Origin of the sequence: Mycolicibacterium peregrinum, assembly GCF_001665625.1 — a bacterium.
Taxonomy (GTDB): domain Bacteria; phylum Actinomycetota; class Actinomycetes; order Mycobacteriales; family Mycobacteriaceae; genus Mycobacterium; species Mycobacterium peregrinum_B.
This window is the reverse complement of the sequence record NZ_LZSY01000082.1, coordinates 1-24,508: the sequence shown is the minus strand read 5'-3', so window position 1 is coordinate 24,508 and position 24,508 is coordinate 1. Positions and strand designations below refer to the sequence as shown.

Annotated in this window: 25 protein-coding genes and 1 tRNA gene; 11 read left to right on the top strand and 15 right to left on the bottom strand. The window is 67.1% G+C overall.

Features of this window, described 5'->3' with window-relative positions; genetic code table 11:
• The 5 genes from A5779_RS10905 to aceE all read right to left on the bottom strand — a co-directional run.
• Window positions 1-736 (bottom strand): beta-ketoacyl synthase N-terminal-like domain-containing protein (locus tag A5779_RS10905; RefSeq protein WP_269085840.1); only part of this gene is annotated, 736 nt, incomplete at its 3' end.
• Window positions 733-1,029 carry a meromycolate extension acyl carrier protein AcpM gene (gene acpM / locus A5779_RS10900; RefSeq protein WP_003884427.1) on the bottom strand — a complete coding sequence of 99 codons (297 nt, stop codon included), beginning with the start codon at window positions 1,027-1,029 and terminating at the stop codon, window positions 733-735. The genes acpM and A5779_RS10905, both read right to left, overlap by 4 nt.
• 88 nt (window positions 1,030-1,117) lie before the next feature.
• On the bottom strand, window positions 1,118-2,038 hold the full coding sequence (locus A5779_RS10895) for an ACP S-malonyltransferase (RefSeq protein WP_110777125.1): 921 nt from the start codon (window positions 2,036-2,038) through the stop codon (window positions 1,118-1,120).
• A 173-nt stretch (window positions 2,039-2,211) separates the two neighbouring features.
• Window positions 2,212-3,495, bottom strand: coding sequence for a PucR family transcriptional regulator (locus tag A5779_RS10890; protein WP_064881672.1), 1,284 nt, complete (start codon window positions 3,493-3,495; stop codon window positions 2,212-2,214).
• A gap of 96 nt (window positions 3,496-3,591) precedes the next feature.
• A complete protein-coding gene (gene aceE, locus A5779_RS10885; RefSeq protein ID WP_064881670.1) occupies window positions 3,592-6,381 on the bottom strand; it encodes a pyruvate dehydrogenase (acetyl-transferring), homodimeric type in 2,790 nt (929 codons plus the stop codon).
• A 144-nt stretch (window positions 6,382-6,525) separates the two neighbouring features.
• Between aceE and A5779_RS10880 the strand changes: the two genes are divergently transcribed.
• From A5779_RS10880 to A5779_RS10865, 4 genes are all read left to right on the top strand, one after another.
• Window positions 6,526-7,098 (top strand): Rv2240c family protein, encoded by a 573-nt coding sequence (locus A5779_RS10880; RefSeq protein ID WP_236734730.1) that lies wholly within the window; start codon window positions 6,526-6,528, stop codon window positions 7,096-7,098.
• 147 nt (window positions 7,099-7,245) lie between these two features.
• A complete protein-coding gene (locus A5779_RS10875; protein ID WP_064881668.1) occupies window positions 7,246-7,683 on the top strand; it encodes a DUF3052 domain-containing protein in 438 nt (145 codons plus the stop codon).
• Between the two features lie 28 nt (window positions 7,684-7,711).
• Entirely contained in the window at window positions 7,712-8,173 is a 462-nt protein-coding gene (locus tag A5779_RS10870; RefSeq protein WP_064881666.1) for a peroxiredoxin, read from the top strand.
• A 42-nt stretch (window positions 8,174-8,215) separates the two neighbouring features.
• Window positions 8,216-8,290: transfer RNA gene (locus tag A5779_RS10865), tRNA-Val, on the top strand.
• Window positions 8,291-8,300: 10 nt separating this feature from the next.
• On the opposite strand, the gene A5779_RS10860 is transcribed toward A5779_RS10865, so the two are convergent.
• Window positions 8,301-8,603 carry a hypothetical protein gene (locus A5779_RS10860; RefSeq protein WP_236734729.1) on the bottom strand — a complete coding sequence of 101 codons (303 nt, stop codon included), beginning with the start codon at window positions 8,601-8,603 and terminating at the stop codon, window positions 8,301-8,303.
• Window positions 8,604-8,864: 261 nt separating this feature from the next.
• Entirely contained in the window at window positions 8,865-9,635 is a 771-nt protein-coding gene (locus A5779_RS10855) for a response regulator transcription factor (RefSeq protein ID WP_064881664.1), read from the bottom strand.
• 351 nt (window positions 9,636-9,986) lie between these two features.
• Between A5779_RS10855 and A5779_RS10850 the strand changes: the two genes are divergently transcribed.
• The gene (locus tag A5779_RS10850; protein ID WP_413784908.1) at window positions 9,987-12,218 is read left to right on the top strand and encodes a SulP family inorganic anion transporter; all 2,232 of its coding nucleotides are present in this window, start codon (window positions 9,987-9,989) and stop codon (window positions 12,216-12,218) included.
• 31 nt (window positions 12,219-12,249) lie between these two features.
• On the opposite strand, the gene A5779_RS10845 is transcribed toward A5779_RS10850, so the two are convergent.
• From A5779_RS10845 to A5779_RS10830, 4 genes are all read right to left on the bottom strand, one after another.
• Window positions 12,250-13,023, bottom strand: coding sequence for a response regulator transcription factor (locus tag A5779_RS10845; RefSeq protein WP_064881660.1), 774 nt, complete (start codon window positions 13,021-13,023; stop codon window positions 12,250-12,252).
• Between the two features lie 370 nt (window positions 13,024-13,393).
• The gene (locus A5779_RS10840; RefSeq protein ID WP_064881658.1) at window positions 13,394-13,897 is read right to left on the bottom strand and encodes a hypothetical protein; all 504 of its coding nucleotides are present in this window, start codon (window positions 13,895-13,897) and stop codon (window positions 13,394-13,396) included.
• A gap of 61 nt (window positions 13,898-13,958) precedes the next feature.
• Complete coding sequence (locus tag A5779_RS10835) at window positions 13,959-14,351, bottom strand: VOC family protein (RefSeq protein ID WP_064881657.1); 393 nt, start codon at window positions 14,349-14,351, stop codon at window positions 13,959-13,961.
• A 15-nt stretch (window positions 14,352-14,366) separates the two neighbouring features.
• Window positions 14,367-15,194: an oxygenase MpaB family protein gene (locus A5779_RS10830; RefSeq protein WP_064881655.1), complete on the bottom strand. Its 828-nt coding sequence runs from the start codon at window positions 15,192-15,194 to the stop codon at window positions 14,367-14,369.
• 36 nt (window positions 15,195-15,230) lie between these two features.
• Here A5779_RS10830 and A5779_RS10825 point away from each other — a divergent pair, with 36 nt between their 5' ends.
• Entirely contained in the window at window positions 15,231-16,193 is a 963-nt protein-coding gene (locus tag A5779_RS10825; protein ID WP_064881653.1) for a cobalamin biosynthesis protein, read from the top strand.
• On the opposite strand, the gene A5779_RS10820 is transcribed toward A5779_RS10825, so the two are convergent.
• Genes A5779_RS10820 through A5779_RS10810 form a run of 3 tightly spaced genes read right to left on the bottom strand, consistent with a single transcriptional unit; the run spans window position 16,147 to window position 18,198 of the window.
• The gene (locus A5779_RS10820; RefSeq protein WP_064881651.1) at window positions 16,147-16,977 is read right to left on the bottom strand and encodes an SURF1 family cytochrome oxidase biogenesis protein; all 831 of its coding nucleotides are present in this window, start codon (window positions 16,975-16,977) and stop codon (window positions 16,147-16,149) included. The genes A5779_RS10825 and A5779_RS10820 overlap by 47 nt on opposite strands.
• Window positions 16,977-17,495 (bottom strand): low molecular weight protein-tyrosine-phosphatase, encoded by a 519-nt coding sequence (locus A5779_RS10815; protein WP_082941637.1) that lies wholly within the window; start codon window positions 17,493-17,495, stop codon window positions 16,977-16,979. Before A5779_RS10815 ends, A5779_RS10820 begins: the two co-directional genes overlap by 1 nt.
• Entirely contained in the window at window positions 17,488-18,198 is a 711-nt protein-coding gene (locus A5779_RS10810) for an HAD-IA family hydrolase (RefSeq protein ID WP_064881649.1), read from the bottom strand. The genes A5779_RS10815 and A5779_RS10810 overlap by 8 nt, the downstream gene beginning before the upstream one ends.
• A gap of 20 nt (window positions 18,199-18,218) precedes the next feature.
• On the opposite strand from A5779_RS10810, the gene cobC reads away from it, so the two are divergent.
• The 4 genes from cobC to A5779_RS10790 are packed head-to-tail and all read left to right on the top strand — an operon-like array spanning window position 18,219 to window position 22,234.
• Complete coding sequence (gene cobC, locus A5779_RS10805) at window positions 18,219-19,241, top strand: Rv2231c family histidinol phosphate aminotransferase CobC (protein ID WP_064881647.1); 1,023 nt, start codon at window positions 18,219-18,221, stop codon at window positions 19,239-19,241.
• On the top strand, window positions 19,238-20,371 hold the full coding sequence (locus tag A5779_RS10800) for a Nif3-like dinuclear metal center hexameric protein (RefSeq protein WP_064881645.1): 1,134 nt from the start codon (window positions 19,238-19,240) through the stop codon (window positions 20,369-20,371). The genes cobC and A5779_RS10800 overlap by 4 nt, the downstream gene beginning before the upstream one ends.
• A gap of 28 nt (window positions 20,372-20,399) precedes the next feature.
• Complete coding sequence (locus A5779_RS10795) at window positions 20,400-21,128, top strand: zinc ribbon domain-containing protein (RefSeq protein WP_064881643.1); 729 nt, start codon at window positions 20,400-20,402, stop codon at window positions 21,126-21,128.
• The gene (locus A5779_RS10790; protein ID WP_064881640.1) at window positions 21,125-22,234 is read left to right on the top strand and encodes a bifunctional RNase H/acid phosphatase; all 1,110 of its coding nucleotides are present in this window, start codon (window positions 21,125-21,127) and stop codon (window positions 22,232-22,234) included. Before A5779_RS10795 ends, A5779_RS10790 begins: the two co-directional genes overlap by 4 nt.
• 1 nt (window position 22,235) lies before the next feature.
• On the opposite strand, the gene A5779_RS10785 is transcribed toward A5779_RS10790, so the two are convergent.
• Window positions 22,236-22,817, bottom strand: a complete 582-nt coding sequence (locus A5779_RS10785; RefSeq protein WP_064881638.1) for a type II toxin-antitoxin system RelB family anti-toxin — start codon at window positions 22,815-22,817, stop codon at window positions 22,236-22,238.
• Window positions 22,818-22,865: 48 nt separating this feature from the next.
• On the opposite strand from A5779_RS10785, the gene A5779_RS34880 reads away from it, so the two are divergent.
• The gene (locus A5779_RS34880) at window positions 22,866-24,419 is read left to right on the top strand and encodes an SAM-dependent methyltransferase (RefSeq protein WP_064881636.1); all 1,554 of its coding nucleotides are present in this window, start codon (window positions 22,866-22,868) and stop codon (window positions 24,417-24,419) included.
• Window positions 24,420-24,508 lie beyond the last annotated feature (89 nt).

Genomic DNA, 24,508 nt, shown 5'->3' with positions numbered 1-24,508 from the left:
TCATCGCGCCGGCCTCGCCGAACACGAAGCCATCGCGATCCTTGTCGAACGGCCTGGACGCACCCGCGGGATCGTCGTTGCGGGTCGACATGGCGCGCATCATCGAGAACGCTGCGATCGGCAGGGCCTCGATACCGCCTTCCACGCCGCCGACCACGGCGAAGTCCGCGTCACCCATCACGATCTGACGCCAGCCGTGGGCGATGGCCTCAGAGCCCGACGAGCACGCCGACACCGGGGTGATGACCCCGGCACGGGCGCCCAGCTCCAGGCCGGCGACCGCGGCCGCACCGTTGGGCATGATCATCTGAACGGCGAGCGGGCTGACCTTGCGGATCCCGCCCTCGTTCATCGCGTCGTAGGTCTCGACGATCTTCTCGCCGCCGCCGAGACCGGTGCCGATCACGACCGCGAAACGATCAGCATCGACCTCGGGCGCACCAGCGTTCTTCCATAGCCGGCGGGCCAGCACCAGAGACATGCGCTGCACGTAGGAATTACGGCGCAACTCGATGCGGGTGAGGTGACTGTCGATGTCGTCGACGAGGTGACCACCGATACGCACCGGAAGGTCCCACTTGGTGACGAAGTCGTCGGTCAACTCACGGATGCCGCTTTCTCCGGCCAGGAGGCCCTTCCACGTGCTCTCGATGTCAGCAGCGAGCGCCGTGGTGGCCTCCACGGCAGTCACCACGACGTTCGGGAAGCCTCCGTTAGCAGTGGAAGGTTTTGTCATTCCGAGCCAAACTTCTCGCGCAGGGCGGCGGCGGCCTCGGGGTTCTCTTCTTCGAGCTTCTGGATGTAGGAGACCACGTCACCGACGGTGCGCAGGCCGGCCAGATCCTCGTCGGGGATCTTCACGCCGTACTTGTCCTCGGTCTGCACGGCGATCTCGACCATCGACAGCGAGTCGATGTCCAGGTCGTCGACGAAGCTCTTCTCGGGGGTCACCTCAGACGGCTCGATGCCGGTGACCTCTTCGATGATCTCGGCGAGACCGGCGATGATTTCTTCTTGACTGGCGGCCACAATGGCTCCTTCTTGTTGTTGACAGCCCTCCGGGTGCGGAGGACATATGGGACGTTCGGTTGATGCTGCTATTCAGTTGTCGCAGGACTTACAGCTCGTCCAGCCCATCCAGGTCTGCTGGGGTCTTGACCGCGCGCGTCGGTGTGCCCTTCAGTTCACGCTTGGCGATGCCGACCAGGGTGCCCGCCGGCGGGAACTCGACGATCCCGGCGCGCTCGGCGCCCTGGAAGCGATCCCGCAAGGTGGCGGTGCACAGGTCCCAGCGCACCGGCTTGGTCAGCTGGGACACCAGCTTCTCCATCGCATCGGCGGCCGACGCGACGGGCTGGCCGTCTGCGTTCGACAACAGTGTCGCAGTGGGCTCTGTGGTCGTTACAGACTCGGCGGCGGCGGCGTAGCCCTCCAGCGCGGAGGCCATGTACTGGGTGTGGAATGCGCCTGCGGTGGCCAGCTGACGGACGCGGGCCTTGGCCGGCGGATCCTCGGCGAGCTTCTCCAGCGCGGCGATCGCTCCGGCGGCCACGATCTGGCCCGCGGCGTTGCGGTTGGCGGGGACCAGGTCCAGTGACTCCAGCCGGGCCAGGACCTCGGCCTCGTCGCCGCCGAGCACCGCGGACATACCGGTCGGCTCGACCGCGCAGGCCTTGGCCATCTCGGCGCCACGGGTGGCGGCCAGCTTGACCGCGTCGTCGGCGGAGATGACGCCGGCGATCGCGTAGGCCGCGATCTCGCCGACGGAATGGCCCGCGACGATGGTCTCAGCGGTCTGGGGGAGGCCCCGCTTGGTCAGTTCCTCATAAGCCAGCAGGGTGGCGGCCACGACCAGCGGCTGGGTCACCGCGGTGTCGGTGATCTCCTCGGCGGTGGCGGTGGTTCCAAGCCGCGCCAGGTCCAGGCCGCTGATCTGCGACCACGTGGCGAGGCGATCGGCCGCACCGGGCAGCTCCAGCCAAGCGGAGAGCATGCCGGGCGTCTGCGATCCCTGTCCGGGGGCAAGCAATGCGAGCACGGGTTGAGGCACGTCATTAAGAGAACACTGTGAAGACGGTTTTGTGGGGTGTAAGAGATTATGAACCTTGTCTTATGTTTTTGTAGGTTCCCTACAAAAGTGCATGTTATGCGACGTTCCCTATATCGCAGCGCAATCTGGCACAGGCCTCTTCGGCGGCAAGTGATTCAAGATCAGGCCCGCTGCCGAGCGGAATGAGCCGGGCGAATCGCCGAGATGGCGGCGCTACCACCATATGGCGTGCTCGGCTGGTATGCCTGTTTGCTCAATCTGCCGACCGTCGACGCAACCCGCAGCACGTAGGCGTCCCGGGGAACGACCGGATCGCGGCCGGTGAAGTCGCCGATCCGTTTGAGCCGGTAGCGCACCGTGTTTGGATGAACGAACAATTTGCGTGCACAAGCTTCTATGGCGCCCCCGGAGTCGAGGAACGCGTCGAGCGTCTCCGTCAGCGCCGGGCCGGCGTCGGCCAATGGGCGCATGACCTCGGTTTCCAGTGCGGCGATCGCAGTCTCGTCTCCCAACAGGGCCCGCTCGGGCAGAAGCTCGCGTGCGGACACCGGGCGGGGTGCGCCGGGCCAGCCGGCCACCGCGTTCATGCCGGAGATCGCCTCGGTGGCGCTGCGATACGCAGCCGTCAGGGCTGGGGACGTCGGCCCGACCACCACCGGGCCGTCGGCGAACACCGACAGCAGGTCGACGAGGAAGCGGTCGGTTGCTGACAGAGGGCCCGACACAATCGTTACCAGCCAGGTCCCGTGCACGTCGGACAGTGCCGCCCGGTCATGGCGCTTCACGACGTCGTGGATGTCGTCGCGGGCAAGATCCAGCCGGTCCGGACGCGGCAGCCCCACGATCACCGTGGCCGGAGCGGTCGCGTCCCAGTTCAGTGCCGCCGCCTGGGACTGCAACTCGGGTCCGGTGTCCCCGCGCACCACGGCGTCGACGACGTTGGCCTCCATCCGCAGATCCCAGGCCCCGCGGGCCTCGGCCTGGTCGGCATACGCGCTGGCCGCCGCGAACGCCAGGTCCCGGCTGTAGCGCAGGATGCCCGCGGTCAGCGCGTTGAGCTGCTCTTCGGATCGGGCCAGCATCGGCACCACCTCTTCGAAGAACTCCATCGAGGTCCGGACCATCTCGACCGATTGGCGTAGGGCGATCCGGCGCCGCAGGTCCTGTGGCACCACCTCGAAGGCCTGCGCGGTGTAAGAGACGTCGCTTTCCGGGTCGCGCATCCATTCGACGAAGTTCACGACGGCGGTTTGCACGACCAACTGCACGCTCGCGCGCTGCGATGCGTCGAGATCGGAGAAGAAGTCGAGGCGCTCGGCCATGGCATGGACCGCCTCGGTGGCCAACCTGCCGGAATACTGCTTCAACCGGCGCAGCGTCGACTCGGGCACGCTCTCAAGGACCTCGACGGTCGATTTGGGCGGCACGAACCGCTTGTCAGCCATCCCTAAAAGCTACGCCAAGATTCTGGTGGATTCCTCCAAGAGCGCGGCTCCGAGGGCTGTCGCTCCCTTAAGAGAGACAGCCCTCGGAGCCCTCGGCTAGGCGCTGCCGGTGTCGACGTAGGACACCGCTGCGGCGAACACGTCGTCGATCTTGTACTGCTTGGCCGCCGCGACGGGCACCGAAGGATCGATCTCCCCGTCACGGGCCAGGCCCTCCAGCGCTGCCACCACGACCGACTCGGCGTCGGTGTTGAAGAAGCGCCGCGCCGCCGGGCGGGTGTCCGAGAAGCCGAAGCCGTCGGTACCCAGGGTGATGTAGGTACCGGGAACCCACGGCCGGATCTGCTCGGGCACCGCACGCATCCAGTCCGACACCGCCACCACCGGGCCGGCGGCATCGGCCAGCGCGCTGGTGACGTGCGGGGTGCGGGCGGGCTGATCCGGATGGCGCAGCCGGTGCCGCTCGATCTCCACGCCTTCCCGGTTGAGCTCGCCCCAGCTGGTCACCGACCACACGTCGGCGGCCACATCCCACTCCGCCGCCAGCATGTCCGCGGCGCGCAGCGCCTCGGACATCGACACGCCCGACGCCAGGATCTGAGCGGTGTTCGTGCGCTTCTCGGGCGCCTGCCGGTAGCGGTACATGCCGCGCAACAGGGCCTCGGTGTCCAGACCGGCCGGCTCGGCGGGCTGCACGTAGGGCTCGTTGTAGATGGTGATGTAGAAGAAAACGTTCTCGGCGTGCTCGCCGTACATCCGCTGCAGGCCGCTCTCGATGATGTGGGCGATCTCGTAGGCGAACGCCGGGTCATAGGTCACCGCGGCCGGATTGGTGGACGCCAACAGCAGCGAATGACCGTCGGCGTGCTGCAGGCCCTCACCGGTCAGCGTGGTGCGCCCTGCCGTCGCGCCGAGCACGAAGCCCTTGGCCATCTGATCGGCGGCCGCCCAAAGACCGTCGCCGGTGCGCTGGAATCCGAACATCGAATAGAAGATGTAGATCGGGATCATCGGCTCGTTGTGGGTGGAATACGACGTGCCCACCGCGGTGAACGACGCCGTCGACCCGGCCTCGTTGATGCCCTCGTGCAGGATCTGGCCGACCTCGGATTCCTTGTAAGCCAGCATGAGTGCGGAGTCCACCGACGTGTACAGCTGCCCGTTGCGGTTGTAGATCTTCAGGCTCGGGAACCACGAGTCCATGCCGAAGGTGCGGGCCTCGTCGGGGATGATCGGCACCAGGCGCGGACCGATGTTCTTGTCCCGCAACAGTTCCTTGAACGTGCGCACCGTCGCCATCGTGGTGGCGACGGACTGGTTGCCCGAGCCCTTCTTCAGCGCCGCGTAGGTGTCGGCCGCCGGTAGCGCCAGCGGCGTCGTCTTGTTGCGCCGGGCCGGTACGAACCCGCCCAGGGCGCGGCGACGGTCCAGCAGGTACCGGATCTCGGGGGTCTCCGGTCCCGGGTGGTAGTACGGCGGCAGGTAGGGGTCTTCCTCGAGCTGGGCATCGGAAATCGGCACCCGGGTGACGTCGCGGAAATCCTTGAGGTCTTGCAGCGCAAGCTTTTTCATCTGGTGCGTCGCGTTGCGGCCCTCGAAGTGGCTGCCCAGGGTGTAGCCCTTGATGGTCTTGGCCAGGATGATCGTCGGCTGGCCCTTGTGCTCCATCGCGGCGCGGTAGGCGGCATACACTTTGCGGTAGTCGTGACCGCCGCGCTTGAGGTTCCAGATCTCCTGATCGGTCATCGGCTCGACCAGTGCCTTGGTGCGGGGATCGCGACCGAAGAAGTGATCACGCACGTAGGCGCCGTCGTTGGCCTTGTAGGTCTGGTAGTCCCCGTCGGGCGTGGTGTTCATCAGGTTGACCAGCGCGCCGTCGCGGTCCGCGTGCAGCAGCGCATCCCACTCGCGGCCCCACACCACCTTGATGACGTTCCAGCCCGCGCCGCGGAAGAACGACTCCAGCTCCTGGATGATCTTGCCGTTGCCGCGTACCGGACCGTCCAGGCGCTGCAGGTTGCAGTTCACCACGAAGGTCAGGTTGTCGAGCGCTTCGTTGGCGGCCACCTGGATCAGGCCGCGGCTCTCCGGCTCGTCCATCTCACCGTCGCCGAGGAACGCCCACACGTGCTGATCGGAGGTGTCCTTGATGCCGCGGTCGTGCAGATAGTGGTTGAACCGGGCCTGGTAGATCGCATTCATCGGGCCCAGGCCCATCGACACCGTCGGGAATTCCCAGAAATCCGGCATGAGTCGCGGGTGCGGGTACGACGGCAGGCCGCCGCCGGGGTGGCTGTGCTCCTGACGGAAACCATCCAGTTGGTCGGTCGTCAGCCGGCCTTCCAGGAAGGCCCGGGCGTAGATGCCGGGGGAGGCGTGACCCTGGATGAAGACCTGGTCGCCGCCGCCCGGGTGGGATTTGCCGCGAAAGAAGTGGTTGAAACCGACCTCATACAGCGACGCCGACGACGCGTACGTCGAAATATGGCCGCCCACACCGACTCCCGGACGCTGAGCGCGGTGCACCATGATGGCCGCGTTCCACCGGATCCAGGCGCGGTAACGTCGCTCGACGTCCTCGTCGCCGGGGAACCAGGGCTCCAGTTCGGTCGGGATGGTGTTGACGTAATCGGTCGACGTCAGGGCCGGGATGGCGACGCGCTTCTCGCGTGAACGCTCGAGCAGTCGCAACATCAGGTACCGGGCCCGCGCCGGACCGGATCGCTCCAGCAACTCGTCGAACGACTCGAGCCATTCCGCGGTCTCGTCGGTATCGATATCCGGAAGGTAGGAGGCAACCCCCTCCCGAATGACCCTCACCCGGTCGGGTTCGGCTGCAGTAGAGGAGTTTTGGGCCAGATCCTGGCGCACGAACTCGGTGGTCAACTTCCGCTCCTTGTTAGGCGGTAACAACTGACAGTGCTTGTGGCACCTTCTATCGTCCCCCCATCTTGCCGCCTCCGTGCCGCTGGGGTGGGGGTGCGTAAGTTACCCATGAGTTGCTTTGTGAACCGGTAACGTCTGCAGATCGTGCCGGTTGATGGGCGATTTGGGGCAAAGGCGGGGATTGCCGCGCGCGCACTCGGCGGGGCGGCGGTGATCGCCATGGTCGTAGTGGGTTGCACGTCCATTACCGGCGGTACCGCAGAGGTCGATTCCGCCGCGGCCCCCGAATACCGGGCATCGGTGACGGCCTCGATCGAAGAGTCCTCGTTGAGCTCGGTGGCCCGCGAATCCGAACGCCAGGCCTCGCTGACCACGCGCGCCGTGCACACCGTGTGCGAGGACCTCAGCACCTCCGTCGTCGACGCGGTCAATGCGGTCAACGGCTACGTCGAGGCGGTCAACAACGGGGGTGACACCGCGGCCAAGGCCGGCCCCGCGATCGACGGGCTCAACCGCAGCGCCGATCTGGTCGGTTCCGGCCTGTCCGACGCGCTGTCCCCGGATCTGCACGCCGCCCTGACTGAGTGGATCGACTCGGCGAGAGCCCTCGTCACCGCCATTTCCGGCCATGTCGGCGCGGATCAGTTCAACGCGGCATCTGAGCGGTCGAACGCCGCGCGAGAGAACGCACTGACCAGATGCGACAAGGCCTACTGACAGGTGAGCGGACAAACTCGCCCGCCGGACACCCGCACTGATGCCTCGTCGTGCGACGATAGATCGCAACACGCATCGCGCACGCGAATGAACAAGTGATGGTCAAGTCTTGAGAGAGGCTCGAGAAGAGGTTAAGGAGGACCGACGGTGGTCGCGGCGGGGACGGACTCAAGCCCGAACTACGCCCACATACTGGGCATCCAGAAGGATCAGATAGTCCAGGAACTGGGTTGGGACGAGGATAGCGACGACGACATCCGGGCCGATATCGAAGAAGCGTGCGGATCTGAGCTGGTCGATGAGGATTCGGACGAAGTAGTCGATGTCGTATTGCTCTGGTGGAGGGACGACGACGGGGATCTCGTCGACCGGCTGATGGATGCCATCACCCCACTCGCCGAGGACGGCGTGATCTGGGTGGTGACTCCCAAGACCGGTAAACCCGGGCACGTGCAGCCCGCGGAGATCGCCGAGTCGGCGCCGACGGCAGGTCTGATGCAGACCTCGTCGGCCAAGTTGGGGGATTGGACGGCGAGCCGGTTGGTGCAACCCAAGTCGAAAGCCGCGGGCAAGCGGGGGCCGTGATGAGCGCTCGCGCGAAGAACAGACGGTGATGCTCGCTGTCGGTGCCCCGGCGCCCGATTTCACGCTCCGGGACCAGAACGGCAGGCCCGTCACCCTCAGCGCCTACCGCGGCGCCAAGGACGTGCTGCTGGTGTTCTTTCCGCTGGCGTTCACCGGCGTGTGTGAGGGCGAACTCGGAGAGATCCGCGACAAGCTGCCGCAGTACGAGAACGACCACACCGCGACCCTGGCCATCTCGGTCGGCCCACCCCCGACGCACAAGATCTGGTCCATCGAAAGTGGATTCACGTTCCCGGTGCTCGCCGATTTCTGGCCGCACGGTGCGGTCGCCCAGTCCTACGGCGTGTTCAACGATGAAGCCGGGTATCCGAACCGCGGCACGTTCGTCGTCGACAAGGCCGGGAAGGTCCGGTTCGCCGAGATGATGGACCCGGGCCAGGCGCGGGATCAAGCGGTGTGGCGGGAGGCACTGGCGGCATTGCAGGCTTGAATTTCCGGTCACGCCCCTGCGGCGTGTACCGTGCCTGCGACGGGGCGCGTAGCTCAGTGGTAGAGCTCTGGTTTTACACACCAGCGGTCGGCGGTTCGATACCGTCCGCGCCCACCAAAGATCATCATCAGCCCGTCGGTGCGTCATCCTTGCAGTGCAGGTCGACGTAGACCGTGGTGTAGCGCGTTTGGGTGCCGACCTGGCCGGCCGGTCCCCGGATGATCCAGTTGTTCTTGACATCGTGGCCGTCGCGCACCGCACTGACGGTGCACTGATCCACCGAGTTGTTGCCGACCTTGGCGACGATGACGTTGTAGCCGTCGGCCTTCAACTTGTCGATGGTCTCCTGCGCGGACGGGTTCGACGGTGCGGCGACGGCGGGAGCGGCCGTTGTAAGGCCTAGGGCCGCTGCGCCTCCGATGATCGCCACAACACCGATAATTCGGCTATATAGTGATCCTTTCATGATTGGAAACACCACCTTTCCAGTAGGTGAAATATCCTTCAGTCTAAGTTCGAATAGAGGTGACAACGACCACCTCATATCGAAATCACATGATTTCACGGGGCGGTTTCCCATGGAGAATTCATATGAATCGAATGGGTAACTCACAGGGGATTCAGTGGAAATGATGGCCACCGTCATAGGGTTCGCCATCGGCGGTCGTAAGGTGAATTGCGTTCTAGAGAGTCATTTCCCTGGCCGCAGCATGTATCCGACTCCACGAACGGTGTGGATGATCGGCGAACGGCCGGTGTCGATCTTCTTCCGCAGATATGAGATGTAGAGGTCGACGATGCTCGACCGGCCGCCATATCCGTAGTTCCACACCCGGTCCAGAATCTCGGCGCGGCTGAGTGCACGGCGCGGGTTGCGCATCAAGTAGCGCAGCAGCTCGAATTCGGTGGCGGACAACGACACGGGGACCCCGTCGCGCAACACTTCACGACTGGCGTCGTCAAGCACCAGATCGCCCACCTGTAGCGTCTCGACCTCCGGAGATGCCACGTCACCGGACCTGCCCAGCAGGCCCCGTAGCCGCGCCATCAGCTCCTCGAGGCTGAACGGCTTGGTCATGTAGTCATCGGCTCCCGCCGCCAGCCCCGGTGCGCGGTCCATTACCGAATCGCGCGCAGTGAGGAGCAGGGTTGGCGTATAGCTGGCGGACTCGCGGACGCGGCGCAGAACCTCCAGACCATCGATATCGGGCAGCATGACGTCGAGCACCACGACATCCGGGTCGGTCTCGTCGAAACTTCTGACGGCTTCCTGGCCGTTGCGAGCGACCTCCATGACCCAGCCCTCGTAGTGCAGGGCCATCTTCACCAGGTTGGCCAGCGCAGGCTCGTCATCCACCAGCAGAACTCGAATGGGTGAACCGTCGGCACGGTGAATGCGCGGCTGCTGACCGAGGACGGCCCCCTCGGGTCGCTGCACACCTGTGACAGACACCGACGTCATGATTCCATTTTCCTGGCGACGGCTATCGCTGTCACCGAGGTCATATCGACTCCTAATGTGCGCAGCTCGCGATACGTTGAATGACGCTTCGAACTGCATTCGACACGCAAATATTTGGGTTCTCTATGCGTCAGTCCGCATTGCTTGACGTTACTTTCCGACGATTAATAGCCTGGTAGTGGAAAACGGGTAAGCGTTGATCGCCTACCCGCGGGTGAATTTGTTCGTGAATATTGCACAGCTTTCTTTTGGTGTCGACAGCGGCGACGAAAAGCTGCCTCGCCGACGTTGCCGTTTCGGGTCTGATCCGGCGCCGACCATCGACCGAAGGAGCCTGCCATTCAGCAGCGACTGACGCCGGCCGCACAACGGCCCGCCGACGGGCCCGTTGGCTCGTCGGAGCAGTCGCGTCTGCATTCACTGCTGCGCTATGACCTGCCGGCGTCGCTCGTCGTCTTCCTCGTCGCGCTGCCGTTGTCGTTGGGTATCGCCGTTGCCTCCGATGCACCTGTGCTCGCCGGAATCATCGCCGCGATCGTCGGCGGCATCGTGGTGGGCATTCTGGGTGGCTCACCGCTGCAGGTGAGTGGGCCGGCCGCCGGGCTGACGGTCATCGTCGCCGGCCTCGTCGCGGAGTTCGGTTGGGCTGTCACTTGCGCGATCACCATCTGCGCCGGCGTACTCCAGGTCTTGCTGGGGCTCAGCCGGATTGCCCGCGCGGCGCTGGCGATCTCGCCGGTCGTCGTACACGCGATGCTGGCCGGCATCGGAGTCACGATCGCCTTACAGCAGACTCACGTGCTGCTCGGCGGTGACTCCGCAAGCTCCGCCTGGCGCAACGTCACCGGACTACCCGGGCAGGTAGTCGATGCGCACGGGCCCGCGACCTTCCTCGGCCTGCTCGTCATCGGCATCCTCGTCGGATGGCGCTGGATGCCGGCGCGGGCGAAGGTGGTGCCCGGCCCGCTGGTGGCGGTCCTCGGCGTGACTGTGCTCTCGCTCGTCGCACCATTCGATGTCTCGCGGATCAAGATCGACGGCTCGCTGGCAGATGCCCTGCAACTCCCGAACCTGCCCGACGGCAACTGGGGTGCGTTCGCCACGGGGGTCCTGACGGTGGCATTGATCGCCAGCGTCGAAAGCCTGTTGTCCGCGGTGTCGGTAGACCGCATGCAAAGTCGCGCTCCGCGCACCAATTTCGACCGTGAGCTGATTGGTCAGGGGGTGGCCAACATTGCGTCGGGCTCCATCGGCGGCCTGCCGGTGACCGGTGTGATCGTGCGCAGCTCCACCAACGTTGCCGCCGGCGCCCAGACCCGCGCGTCGGCGATCCTGCACGGTGTGTGGGTGCTGGCGTTCGCGGTGCCGTTCGCGGGTCTGGCCAAGATGATCCCGACGTCGGCGCTGGCCGGTCTACTCATCGTGATCGGCATACAACTGGTCAAATGGGCCCACATCAAGACGGCTTGGCGCACCGGCGACCTTGCGGTCTACCTCGTCACGATCATCGGTGTGGTGTTCCTCAATCTGCTCGAGGGCGTGCTGATCGGCCTGGCACTCGCCATCTCGCTGACCGTCTGGCGGGTGGTTCGGGTCAAGATCACCGCCGATCCGACCAGCGACGGTGAGTGGCGCGTCGTCATCGACGGTTCGGTGACTTTCCTGTCGCTCCCAAGGCTCAACAGCGTGCTGGCGTCGGTGCCGGAGGGATCGCATGTCACCGTCGAGCTGTCGGTTGACTTCATCGACCATGCCGGTTACGAGACCATCGACTCCTGGCAGCGACAGCAGGTCGCGTCGGGCGGCAGCGTCGACATCCACGATGTCGGCGCGGTGGAGATGGACAGTGCCGTCGCTGGGCCGCCGATGCGTGGATTCACCCCCATCGACAAACGCACCGGCGTTGTGCCCTGGAGTTCCTGGCAGCCGCGGCTGCGCCCGTCGGTGCTGCACGGGCTGGCGGTCTATCACCGCCGCACGGCGCCGTACATCCGGCCGCACATGCAGGAGTTGCAGCACGCACAGCGTCCCGAGACGCTGTTCATCACATGCGCCGACTCGCGGATCGTGCCCAACGTGATCACCAGCAGCGGACCCGGCGACCTGTTCACCGTCCGCAACGTTGGTAACTTCATCCCGACCGGACGGCAGGACGTGTCGGTGGACGCTGCGATCGCATTCGCGGTGAAGGCCCTCGACGTGTCGTCGATCGTGGTGTGCGGGCATTCCAGCTGCGGTGCCATGAACGCGGTATTTTGCGATGGCCCAGGCCAATCCACTGGTGACGAAGTGCTGGACACCTGGCTGGAGTACGCACGGCCGACCCTGGCTGCCTTCGACGGTGGCCGCCATCCGATCGCGCAGTCGGCAGCCGCCGAAGGGTTCGACGCCGTTGATCAGCTGAGCATGGTGAACGTGGCGTTGCAAGTGCAGACGCTGACCGAGCATCCGCTGCTGCGCGAGCATTATCAGCAGGGGCGGCTCGACATTCTCGGGCTGTTCTATGACATCCCGAGCGCGGCGGTGCTCCGGGTGACGCTGACCGAGGTGGGCGCATTCGAGCTGGGACACGCGCGGTCGTAGGGGCGAACCCGGACCGTCGTGTCATGTCTCGTCAATCGTTGGGGCGCAGCATGTATCCGACACCGCGCACGGTGTGAATCATCGGCTCGTGGCCTGTGTCGACCTTCCTGCGCAGGTATGAGATGTAGAGGTCGACAATGCCCGATTTTCCGCCGAACCCGTAGTTCCACACCTGATCGAGTATCTCGGCGCGGCTCAGAGCCCGCCGCGGATTACGCATCAGATACCGCAGCAGCTCGAACTCGGTCACGGTCAGCGCCAACGTCGCACCGTCGCGGGACACCTCGTGGCTGGCTCCGTCGAGCACGATGTCGCCGACCCGCAGCACCTCGTCGACCGGCGGTGCAATATGGCTGGACCGGCGCAGCAAACCCCTGAGCCGAGCGACGAGCTCCTCCAGGCTGAACGGCTTGGTCATGTAGTCGTCAGCGCCGGCGGTCAACCCCGATACCCGATCCACCACCGAATCACGTGCAGTGAGAAACAAGGTCGGGGTGTATGTTTCGGCTGCCCGCACTTGCTGCAAGATCTGCAACCCATCGACGTCGGGCAGCATGATGTCCAGCACAACTACGTCGGGCTCGGTGTCGGTGAACAAGGCCATTGCGTCGCTGCCGTTGTGGGCGACGTCCACGGTCCAGCCCTCGTAACGCAGCGCCATCGTGACCAGGTTTGTCAGCGCCGGTTCATCGTCGACCAACAACACCCGGATCGGTGACCCATCAGCACGATGCATCCGGGGTAGCTGACCCAGCATCGCCTGCCGGGGTGCTTGTCCACGTGGAGACACCGACATCGCCGCCATAACACCATTGTCCGGAGGCATAGATGACTGTCACATGGTTCATGCCAAATTCATATTCGAACAGTTTCACCGGTAGATACCTTCATATCGAAGTAATTTGCGCCCGGTGTGGTCATAGTCGCGCACGGCAGTTGGGCGGGCTCCAGGCGATCCACGCCAACCGGCCCAAAGATGTTCGGCTGCAACTCAAACAGAGATGGTCGATCACCGCTCGGCGGACGGTGGGCTCCCGTCGCCGCCGATGGCTACGTCCACACGAAATAGTTCACCATGTGAGCAGATCGCTACCGATCGTCGCCGGGGCCGAATGTCGGCGCGATAAATGCTTCGCCCCATGCATTGCGGCCAAGGCACTTGCCGAATTTCGGTCCTACGACCACACCGGCTTCGCGCGCTGCAGGGCAAGTCGTTGCCCGCGCATGGCGGTCTCACCCCGGCACGACGGGCTGTCCCGGGAGAACTTCATGTTCACGAATCCCGTGAGATCGGCCCGGATGACGTATTTGAACGGAACCGGGCCCGTCTTGTACTCGGGGCTGCCGGGCCGGCACTGCATGCCGGGGTTGACGCGCTCACCGACCCACGCGCCCTGGTGCCGATCGGCGGCGGGGTCCCAGGCCAGGTCCAGCTGCCAGGTGCCCTCCGGCGCGGGTGAGAGCACGTGCAGGCACTGCGGGCCGCACCCCGACAACGTCCAGTTGTAGGGCTCCGGTAGCCGGTCGGTCGAGGTCTCGGTGACGGTGTAGAGGCCCGGCCGAGGCAGCGGCGGAACCGGTGCCTGCGGGGCGGCGGCCGGCGGGCCGGATGACTGGAGGCCGCCGATCGCGAAACCGATTGCCAGGGAAGCGGCAACCGGGGCAATGAGCTCTTTCAAGGGTTCCTCCGCGTGGGATCATATCCACGGGCCCGGCGATACCCTGCCGTACGACCCGAATTCAAGCTCCGGCGAAGAACTCCAGCGCGATGCCGTCGGGATCGCGGAAACTGAGCCCCGACCCGTACGGTGCGTCGACGATCCCGCCATGGGCGATGCCCAGGCCGTCGAGCCGGTCCGCCCAGGCCTGCAGTTCCGCACGTGAGGCGCAGCCGAAGCCGACGTGGTCCAGGCCCACCCGGAACTCGCTGAAACCTCCATCGGGGGCCGGGGCCCGGTGCTGGTGGATGCCGAACAGCGTGCCGCCGTCCAGCAGCCACACCAGGTGATGGAAGCCGGCGTCGGTGTCCTCGTCGAGCACCGGTTCAGCGCCGAACAGGGCTCGGTACCACGGCCCGCTGATCGCCAGATCGCGAACGGTGACCGCCACGTGAGCCAGTGCCGGAAACGCCATGATTCGCCTCCCGTGTCAGACCACTCGCTTGCCGAGTCGGTCACGGATCCGCATGTCCCACAGGTAGATCTGATAACCCAACAACCACACCTCACGCGGGATCACGCGATCGGCGACCCGCAGTCCGCTCAACAGCCACTCGAAACGCCGCTGCTGATCGGCCGTCCAGCCCAACTCCATGTGGCTGCGGAACTCCGCGGGCAGGAATCCGGTGGTGGCGAACAGGTTGAACCGGCCGGCCAGCAGGCGCAGCGGGGCGGGCAGGAATGCCATCGCGGCCACTCCGTGCAGATGCTCGCGTACCGGCGGGTCGATCCGCAGATCCTGCAGCGACTGCTTCCAGTACGCGTCGAAAGCGTCCCGGTCTTCCGGCCACATCTCGTCGCGCACCTGCAAGGTGGTGCCCAGCGCGCGGGCGTCGGCGTAGATCGCGTCGGCCGATTCCTCGTCGAGCCGCCCGTAGAGGAACTCATGCATGTCGACGTAGTAGCGGTACAGACAGGCCGCCACCCAGAGCTGTAGCCGGGGGTCGAAAGCGTTGTAGGACACCGGGCTTGAGGCCCGCGAACGGACCAGGGCATGCACCTTGTCGATCTGGGTGCGCAGCAGCGCGCGGTCGGCATCGGTGCCCATGGTGGCCGCAGCAAGATAGGTGCCGGTGGTGCGGGCCCGTTTGAACGGATGCTTGTAGACGTTGCCGCTGTCCACCGGGCTCTCAAGGACCCCGTAGCCCACGCCGGGGGAGGACAGCTGCATGATGACGTTGGCCGCAGGTAGCAGCGCCGCTGCCGGGTTGAGCAGATCGGTGACCCGGCGCGGGCGTCGTGGCGGACCCAGCCTCATGACTTCGAGTAGACCACCTTGTGAGACGCTGCCGGGGTGTTTGCGCGCAGAAGCCACCGTGGGGCCGCCGGTATTGCCGTCGGTTTCCTGGCCGACCTGCTGCTGGGCGATCCGCGCCGCGGGCATCCGGTGGCCGGGTTCGGCACTGGCGCTGCACGGTTGGAGAAGCTGACCTATACCGACAACCGCGGGACAGGTGCACTGCACACCGGGCTGCTGCTGGGTGGACTGGCCGGGCTGGGCTGGGCGGCGGGACGCGGCGACCGGATCTGGGTGACCGCGGCGGCCACCTACGTCGCGCTCGGCGGCACCTCGCTCAACCGGGTGGGTGGGCAGATGTCGGCGCTGCTGGAGACGGCCGACCTCGACGGGGCCCGCGCCCTGCTGCCGTCGTTGTGCGGGCGGGATCCGGCCGCACTGGATACCTCGGGTCTGACCCGGGCCACGGTGGAATCGCTGGCCGAGAACACCTCTGATGCCCAGGTGGCGCCGCTGGTGTGGGCGGCGATCGGCGGGGTGCCCGGGGTGCTGGTGTACCGGGGCGCCAACACGCTGGACGCGATGATCGGGCACCGTTCGCCGCGGTACCTCAACTTCGGTTGGGCCGCAGCCAGATTCGACGACGTGCTGAACTATCTACCGGCCCGGCTGACGGGGATTCTGACGGTCGTGTGTGCACCGGTGGTCGGTGGGTCACCACGGGCGGCCTTGCGGGCGTGGCGGCGCGACGCGGCCCGCCACCCCAGCCCCAATGCCGGGGTGGCCGAGGCGTCCTTCGCCGGGGCGCTCGGGGTGCGCCTGGGCGGCCCGACGCAGTACGCGCATCAACTGGAGATCCGGCCCACCCTGGGCGACGGCCGCATCCCCGAAGTGGCGGATGTGGCCCGCGCGGTGCGACTCTCGCGCGCGGTCCAGGCCTCGGCGGCGGCTGTGTCGGTACTGCTTGTGGTCGTCAGCGCCGCTTGCCGTAGCGGTCGGCGATCTTCTCCTCGCCGGTGAGTTCGCGGGGCGGTTCCTTCGCGGCCGCCTGGGCGACGGCCCGTTCGCGCCTGCGCTGCTGCACCTCGGCATAGACGAAGTAGCCCACGCCGAGCGGGGCGACGATGCCGAATGCGATCCACTGGATGCCGTAGGACAGGAACGGTCCGGCGTCGAGGTGCGGCAGGGACAACTCCCCGAGACCGCCCGGTTGGTTCGCCACCAGCTGCAGATACGACCCCGTCAGCGGCACGCCGGTGAGCGACGCGATCTGGTCGGGGTTGATCGAATACACCTGTTGGGCGCCGTCGTCGCCGCGGAACGGCTCCTTACCCGGCAGACGCGCTTCTGCATCCCGGACCCGGGCGGTCACGGTCACCCGGTCGGTCGGTGCCGGCGCGAACTGGGGGACCTTGTTTCCGTCGATCGGGGTGATGAAGCCGCGATTGACCAGTACCGTCGGCCCACCGTCCACGGCGAACGGGGTGAGGACCTCGAAGGCCGGTTCGCCGTCGACCACCCGAAGCCGGACCAGCACCTCCGACTTCGGCAGGTAGTGCCCGGTCGCCGTGACCCGCTGCCACTGGGCATCGGGCGCGACCGAATCCTGGTGCGGCAGAACAGTGGTCACCGGAACCGGATCGGCCTGCAGTGAATGGCTGATCTGGTTGTTCTCACGCGAGGTTTTCGTGTTCTTGCCCAGCTGCCACGGCGCCAGCACCGTGAAACACAGGTAGGCGAAGGCGGCCACCACGATGAACAACGCCACCCATTGCGGTCGCAGCAGGAAGGTCAGGCGGCGCATCAGACTGCCGTTCCCCGGATTCCCCGGTCGGCCAGCGCCGCGTCGACCCAGGTGTGCAGCCCGGGCAGGGACGACTCGATCACGGTGAACACATCCTCGAAATCGGCCTTGCCGCCGTAATACGGATCCTCCACGTCGAGGGCGTGTGCTCCCGAGCGCGGGTCGAATGAGCGCAGCATCCGCAAGCGGTCGGGAACCACGCCCAGATCGGTCAGGATGCGCAGGTGATTGCGGCCCAACGCGACCACCATGTCGGCGCCGAGATGGTCATCGCAGACCTGGGCGGCCACGTGCTCGCTGGGATAACCGCGCTCAGCCAACACCAGGCAGGCACGGCTGTCGGCGCCGTCGCCGGCATGCCAACCGCCCGTGCCTCCGCTGCTCACCCGAACCACATCGGCCAGGCCGCGCTCGCGGATCTGGTGGGCGAACATCTTCTCGGCCATCGGGGACCGGCAGATGTTGCCCGAGCACACGAACGTGACGTGCAGGACCGGTTCAGTGGAAACGTCAGACACCGAGCACCCCCCGAAGCGCGGCGACGGTATCGACGTGGGCGTGTGCGGCCACGGCGGTGGGACCCGTGAAATCGGTGGCACCGTAACCCCAGCCGACCACCACGGTGTCGATACCGTGCTGCGCCGCGCCCTCGACGTCGTGCATGCGGTCACCGACCATCAGGACGCGCTGGGGCAGCGGCTGCAACTGGGCCAGCGCGTAGGCGACCACATCGGCCTTGGCTGCCCGGACGCCGTCGGGACTGGCTCCGGCGATCACCTCGAAGTAACCATCCAGGCCGAAATGCGCCAGGATTCGCCGCGCGGTGGGCTCGGCCTTCGACGTGGCCACCGCCAACCGCACCCCTGCGGCCTGCAGGTCTGCCAGCAGCGCCTCGACGCCGTCGAACAGGCTGTTCATCGCCCAGCCGCGGCTCGTGTAATCGGCGCGGTAGGCCGCGATCGCGGCGTCGGCGTCGAAACTCGTCGCACCAAGGCTCAACGCCTGCAACGTCTCGTGCATGGGTGGGCCGACGATGCGTCCGACCAGGTCACCGTCCGGAATGCCGGCGCCGACATGGGTCAGGGCATGGCGGAAACTCGACACGATCCCGGCCGCCGAATCGGTCAGGGTGCCGTCGAGATCGAAGAGCACCAGCTGCGGTCGGGTGAGTTCCAGCGTGTCAGTCACGTGCCCATTCTCCCGTATGCCGCGGGCAGCCATCCGACCACTAGTGTCGTGCTGTGCCAAACCCACCCCGCGCAGGCGCCCGCTACCACGGCGACCAGGCCGCATTGCCGGGAATGCTGGACTTCGCGGTCAACGTCCGCCCCGGTGGCCCGCCGGTCTGGCTGACCGACCGCTTGGCCGCTCGGCTGCCCGACCTGGGCAGCTACCCGAGCCAGGCCGATCAACGCCGCGCGGTGCACGCCGTGGCGACGCGGCACGGCCGCGCCGCCGACGAGGTGGCCCTGCTGGCCGGCGGAGCGGAAGGCTTCGCCCTGCTGGCCGGGCTGCGGCCACGGTTGGCTGCGCTGGTCGCCCCGTCGTTCACCGAACCTGAAGCCGTCCTGGCCGCGGCCGGCGTGCCGATCCAGCACGTGGTGCTGCCGTTCCCGTTCACGCTGACCGGCGCTGTCGTGCCGGAGGAAGCGGACCTCGTGGTCGTCGGCAACCCGACCAATCCGACCGGGGTGCTGCACCGCGCCGACGACATCCTGGCGCTGCGCCGGCCGGGTCGGCTGGTGGTGGTGGACGAGGCGTTCGCCGACGGCATCCCTGGTGAGGCCCAGACGCTGGCCGGCGAATCGTTGCCCGACGTGCTGGTGCTGCGCAGCCTGACCAAGACCTGGGCACTGGCCGGGCTGCGGGTGGGATACGCCCTCGGCGCGCCCGAGGTGCTGGCCCGGCTCACCGCGCCGCGTCCGCACTGGCCCCTGGGCACCCTGCAACTGGAGGCCATCGCCGCGACCGGCAGTCCTGAAGCCGTGGCCGAGGCCGATGCCTCAGCCCGGCAGGTCGCCGGGTTGCGGGCCTCGATGGTGGCCGGGCTCGAGGAGCTCGGATTGGGCGTGGTGGCGGGCGACGCGCCATTCGTGCTGTTCACCGTGCCCGACGCGGAGCTGATGCGGAAACATCTGGAAAGCAAAGGCATCGCGGTGCGGCGTTGCGATACTTTCGTGGGCCTGCCGGAAAACTACCTGCGTGCTGCGGTGCGGCCGGAATGGCCCGCACTCGTCGACGCCATGACGGAGGTACTGCAATGAGTGCGCGACCGGCCGGGGTGCCGTTGGCTGACGTGATCGCCACCCTGGACGCGGCGTACCCGCCGCACCTGGCCCACGACTGGGACTCGGTCGGGTTGGTGTGCGGCGATCCCGACGAGCCGGTCGAATCGGTCACGATCGCAGTGGATGCGACCGAGGCTGTGGTCGACGAGGTCCCGGAACGCGGGCTGCTGCTGGCCCACCACCCGCTGCTGCTGCGCGGCGTGGACACCGTCGCGGCCGACACCGCCAAGGGCGCGTTGGTCCACCGGTTGATCCGCACCGGCCGGGCCCTGTTCTCCGCCCACACCAATGCCGACGCGGCCTCACCCGGCGTGTCCGATGCGTTGGCCGAGGCGTTGGGCCTACGGGTCGACGCGGTGCTGTCGCCTGCGGCATCCGGTCCCGACCTGGACAAGTGGGTGGTGTTCGTACCCGCGGCGGACGCGGCGAAGGTGAGTGAGGCGTTGTTCGACGCGGGCGCCGGGCGCATCGGCGACTATTCGCACTGCAGGTGGGGTGTGGCCGGAACCGGCCAGTTCCTGCCGCACGACGGGGCCGCCCCGGCCATCGGCGAGGTGGGCACCGTCGAGCAGGTGGCCGAGGACCGGGTCGAGGTGATCGCGCCGTCGCGGCTGCGCGCGACCATCCTGTCTGCCCTGCGGACCGCTCACCCCTATGAGGAACCCGCCTTCGACATCATTGCGCTGGCGCCGATCCCCGGGGAGGTGGGCATCGGCCGGATCGGCGAGCTGGACCGGCCAGAGCCCTTGTCGGCGTTCGCATCCCGCGTCCGGGCTGCGCTGCCGGCCACCTCGTGGGGGGTGCGGACCTCGGGGGATCCCGACGCCATGGTGTCGCGGGTCGCGGTGTGCGGGGGAGCGGGCGACTCACTGCTGGGCACAGTGGCCCGGGCCGACGTGCAGGCCTATGTGACCTCGGATTTGCGGCACCATCCCGCCGATGAGCACCGACGCGTGTCACCGGTCGCGCTCATCGATGTGGCGCACTGGGCCTCCGAGTTCCCCTGGTGTGCCCAGGCCGCCGGAGTGCTGCGCGGGCAGTTCGGTGACGCGCTGAAGGTGCGGGTGTCCTCGTTGCGCACCGACCCGTGGAACGTCGAGTGCTGATCGCTACCAACAACATGAAAGTCAGGGCATGAAAGCCGAAGTAAAACAACAACGTTCGCTTCTAGCGCTGACGGAGGTCGATGCCGAACTCGGGCGCATCGAGCACCGCACCAAGCACCTGGCCGAACAGCAGAAGGTGGATGAGGCGCAGGCTGCGCACGCCGCCGCCGGCGACGGGGTGGGCGTTCTGGGTATCGCCCTGGAAGACCTGGAAGCCCAGGTGACCAAGCTCGAAAGCGAGATCGACTCGGTCCGTCAGCGGGAGGACCGTGACCGCAAGCTGATCGACGGCGGCACGGTGGCCGCCAAGCAGGTCGCCGAGATCCAGCACGAGCTGGAAACCCTGCAGCGCAGGCAATCGAGCCTGGAGGACTCCCTGCTGGAGCTCATGGAACGCCGCGAGGAACTGGCGGCGCAGCAGGCCGAGGCGATGCAACGCATCGATGACCTGCAGGCCGCGCTGTCGTCGGCACAGCAGGCCCGCGATGCCGCTCTGGCGGAGATCGAGCAGTCCCGCCAGCAGGCGCGCACCCGCCGCGACGGTCTGGTGAACCTCATCGACGGTGAACTCATCGATCTCTACGAACGCCTGCGGTCCCGCGGCGGGGCCGGGGCCGGGTTGCTGCAAGGCCGCCGCTGTGGCGCCTGCCGGATCGAGATCGACCGCGGCGAGAGCGCCCGGATCGCCGCGGCAGCCGACGATGACGTGGTGCGTTGCCCCGAGTGCGGGGCAATCCTCTTGAGGTTCAAGCAGTGAAGGTTCTCGTCGAAGCAGACGGCGGGTCCCGGGGTAACCCCGGACCGGCGGGCTACGGCGCGGTGGTGTTCGACGCCGAACACACCGCAATACTGGCCGAACGTAAGGAATCGATCGGCCGCGCCACCAACAACGTCGCCGAATACCGCGGCCTGATCGCCGGTTTGGAGGCCGCCACCGAGTTGGGCGCGGCCGAAGTGGCGGTGTCGATGGATTCCAAGCTCGTCGTCGAACAGATGTCGGGGCGCTGGAAGGTCAAGCATCCTGACCTGATTCCGCTGCAGCGCCGGGCGGCTGAGCTCGCCAAGGGCTTCGGTCGGGCCAGCTATACGTGGATTCCGCGGGAGCGCAACAGCCACGCCGACGGGCTGGCCAACGAAGCCATGGACGCTGCAGCGGGCATCCTCAGCGACCAGCCTGCGCCCGAGCCGGCCAAGGAGCCCGTACAGGCCGAGAAGGCCGCGCTGTCCGCGCCGGGGTGGACCGGTGCCACCGGCGCCCCCACTCGGCTGTTGCTGCTGCGCCACGGTCAGACCGAATTGTCCATCGCCCGGCGCTATTCGGGTCGCGGCAACCCAGTATTGACCGAGGAAGGCCGCAGGCAGGCCGACGCTGCTGCGCGGTATCTGGGTGCCCGCGGGGGTGTTGCGGCGGTGGTCAGCTCGCCCCTGGAGCGGGCCTATGAGACCGCCGCGGCGGCGGCCAAGGCGCTCGGTGTCGACGTCCGAGTCGATGATGACCTGATCGAGACGGACTTCGGTGCGTGGGAAGGACTGACGTTCGCCGAAGCCGCGCAACGGGATCCGGAACTGCACCGACGCTGGCTGCGTGACACCAGCGTCGAGCCGCCCGGTGGCGAGAGCTTCGATGCGGTGGCGCACCGTGTCGGTCGGGCCCGCGACCGGATCATCGCCGAGCATGACGCGGCAACAGTTCTGGTGGTCTCGCACGTGACCCCGATCAAGACGATTCTGCGGCTGGCTCTCGATGCGGGGGAGGGCATCCTGTACCGGCTGCATTTGGATCTGGCTTCGCTGTCGATCGCCGAGTTCTACGGCGACGGTGGATCTTCGGTGCGGTTGGTGAACCAGACCGCATACCTGTAGGTCAGGCGTGCAGGTGTAATTGTTCGCCGTGCGGGCCGAAGATCGTGATCGCCTCGACCGCTCCGTCGACGACCCCGAACCAGTGCGGGGTCCAGGTTGAGAACTCCACGGCCTCACCGGGATTGACGACGAAATCCTGTTCGCCGAGGATCAGGCGCAGTTGGCCCGACAACACGTACATCCAGTCGCGTCCCTCGTGGACCGGGAATTCGGCGGGTGGCTTGCGGCGCTTGGCACTGATCCGGATCTTGTAGGCGTGCAGCCCGGCCGCCGGGCCCTGCCGGGTCAACGGCCAGTAGGTGATGTCGTGGTGGGTGTGTGAGCTGCCGGTGACCCGGGGATCCTCGGCCTGCGGCGCGCGCAGTAACTCGTCGGTGCTGACCGACAGCGCGGCGGCCAGGCGGGGCAGGTGATCCAGGGCCAGTCGGCGCTTGCCCGATTCCAGCCGGCTCAGCGTCGAGACGTCGATCTGGGCGCGGCGCGCAACGTCTTCCAGGGTGAGCCCGCGTTGGGCCCGCAACTCGCGAAGCCGGCTGCGGACCAGTGCGTCGATGTCGGCCGGCTCGGCTGCGTTTGCCTTCATGGCAAATTAGCTTGGCACTTTGCCATGTGATTGGGCAAGCTCGAAGGCATGGAGAATGTTTGGGACTGCGTAATCGTCGGTGGCGGGGCGGCCGGACTGAGTGCGGCGCTGGTGCTGGGCCGGGCCCGTCGGCGCGTACTGCTCGTCGACGCGGCGAATCAGAGCAACCTGGCCGCACACGGAATCGGTGGTCTGCTGGGCAGTGACGGCCGTCCGCCCGCCGACCTCTATGCGGCCGGCCGCGCCGAGCTGGCCGCCTACCCCACGGTGGAGGTGCGCACCGGCGAAGTCGTACGCGGTGAGCCTGGATTCGCCCTCGAGCTGGCCGACGGAAGCCGCGAGCAGGCCAGGACGGTGCTGCTGGCCACCGGTATGGAGTACCGCGCACCGAACATCGCGGGGCTCGAAGGTCTCTGGGGTGGTTCGGTTTTCCACTGCCCGTTCTGCCACGGCTGGGAGATGCGCGACGCGCCGGTCGCCGTGATCGCCCAGGGCGACCGTGCGGTGCACTCGGCGTTGATGATGCGCGGCTGGACCGACGATCTGGCGGTACTCACCGACGGGGACAGCGGACTGGACGACGCACAGGTCAAACAGCTGGACGCGGCCGGAATCAGTGTCGACGAGCGTCCGATCGCCGGCCTCGTCGCCCGCGACGGTGAACTGGAGGCGGTCGAATTCGCCGATGGCACGCGGCTGGCAAGGCGCGGCGCGCTCGTCGCCGCCACACTGCACCAGCGCTCGCCGCTGGCCGCACAACTCGGGGCGGTCTCGGCGCCCGGACCGATTGCCGCTGATGCGCTGCTCGTCGACGGGTTCGCACGCACCTCGGTGCCCGGCTTGTTCGCCGCGGGTGACCTGAGCGCCCAGATGCCCCAGGTGGCCGCGGCGGTCGCATCGGGCAGCCAGGCCGGCGCCGCCGTCGTACAGCACCTGCTCGGCGAAGACGTCGGACTGCCGGTGCCGCCGTGGCCCGCACAGACGGCTGTCACCGCCCAGTACTGGGAACGGCATTACGGGCAGCGCGGCCGCATCTGGAGCGGCCGGGTCAACGCCCAGCTGGCCAGGATCGCCCAGGACCTGCCCGCGGGCCGGGCACTCGATCTGGGCTGCGGTGAGGGCGGCGACGCCGTCTGGCTCGCCGAACACGGCTGGGAGGTCACGGGAGTCGACGTCTCCGACACCGCGCTCGCCCGTGCCGCGGCCGAGGCGCGGGAACGTGGTGTGGCGGAACGGATCACGTTCGAACGCCATGACCTGTCCGAGAGCCTTCCGGACGGTCGCTTCGACCTGGTCTCGGCCCAGTTCCTGCAGTCTCCGATCGGCATGGATCGCGCCGCGATGCTGCGTCGCGCCGCCGGGACGGTGGCCGACGGCGGCCTGCTGGTCGTCGTCGATCACGGGGCCGCCCCGCCTTGGGCTCCCGAGCATGTCCGGAAATTTCCGTTCCCCAGCGCCGACGAGGTGGTCGACTCACTGAACCTCGACGAAGCGCACTGGGAACGCGTCCGGGTGGGCGCCGATGAGCGGGAGGCGACGGGACCGGACGGGCAGCGCGGCGTCCTGATCGACAACGTGATGGTGTTACGTCGATTGGGCTGAATCGACTTGTCACCTGTTGCCTCATGTCAAGATGCGCGCGTAGGCGGGTTCGTTGCCTCACGTAATCGCGCGCGCTTGGTGATGGGCGG

What these genes read in the sequence shown, in the direction of transcription:
- A5779_RS10890 (WP_064881672.1), bottom strand. Translation starts at nt 3,495, where the DNA reads ATGGCTGACAAGCGGTTCGTGCCGCCCAAATCGACCGTCGAGGTCCTT.
- A5779_RS10870 (WP_064881666.1), top strand. Translation starts at nt 7,712, where the DNA reads ATGCTCGCTGTCGGTGCCCCGGCGCCCGATTTCACGCTCCGGGACCAG.
- A5779_RS10855 (WP_064881664.1), bottom strand. Translation starts at nt 9,635, where the DNA reads ATGACGTCGGTGTCTGTCACAGGTGTGCAGCGACCCGAGGGGGCCGTC.
- A5779_RS10845 (WP_064881660.1), bottom strand. Translation starts at nt 13,023, where the DNA reads ATGGCGGCGATGTCGGTGTCTCCACGTGGACAAGCACCCCGGCAGGCG.
- A5779_RS10835 (WP_064881657.1), bottom strand. Translation starts at nt 14,351, where the DNA reads ATGGCGTTTCCGGCACTGGCTCACGTGGCGGTCACCGTTCGCGATCTG.
- A5779_RS10830 (WP_064881655.1), bottom strand. Translation starts at nt 15,194, where the DNA reads ATGAGGCTGGGTCCGCCACGACGCCCGCGCCGGGTCACCGATCTGCTC.
- A5779_RS10820 (WP_064881651.1), bottom strand. Translation starts at nt 16,977, where the DNA reads ATGCGCCGCCTGACCTTCCTGCTGCGACCGCAATGGGTGGCGTTGTTC.
- A5779_RS10810 (WP_064881649.1), bottom strand. Translation starts at nt 18,198, where the DNA reads ATGGCTGCCCGCGGCATACGGGAGAATGGGCACGTGACTGACACGCTG.
- A5779_RS10800 (WP_064881645.1), top strand. Translation starts at nt 19,238, where the DNA reads ATGAGTGCGCGACCGGCCGGGGTGCCGTTGGCTGACGTGATCGCCACC.
- A5779_RS10795 (WP_064881643.1), top strand. Translation starts at nt 20,400, where the DNA reads ATGAAAGCCGAAGTAAAACAACAACGTTCGCTTCTAGCGCTGACGGAG.
- A5779_RS10785 (WP_064881638.1), bottom strand. Translation starts at nt 22,817, where the DNA reads ATGAAGGCAAACGCAGCCGAGCCGGCCGACATCGACGCACTGGTCCGC.
- A5779_RS34880 (WP_064881636.1), top strand. Translation starts at nt 22,866, where the DNA reads ATGGAGAATGTTTGGGACTGCGTAATCGTCGGTGGCGGGGCGGCCGGA.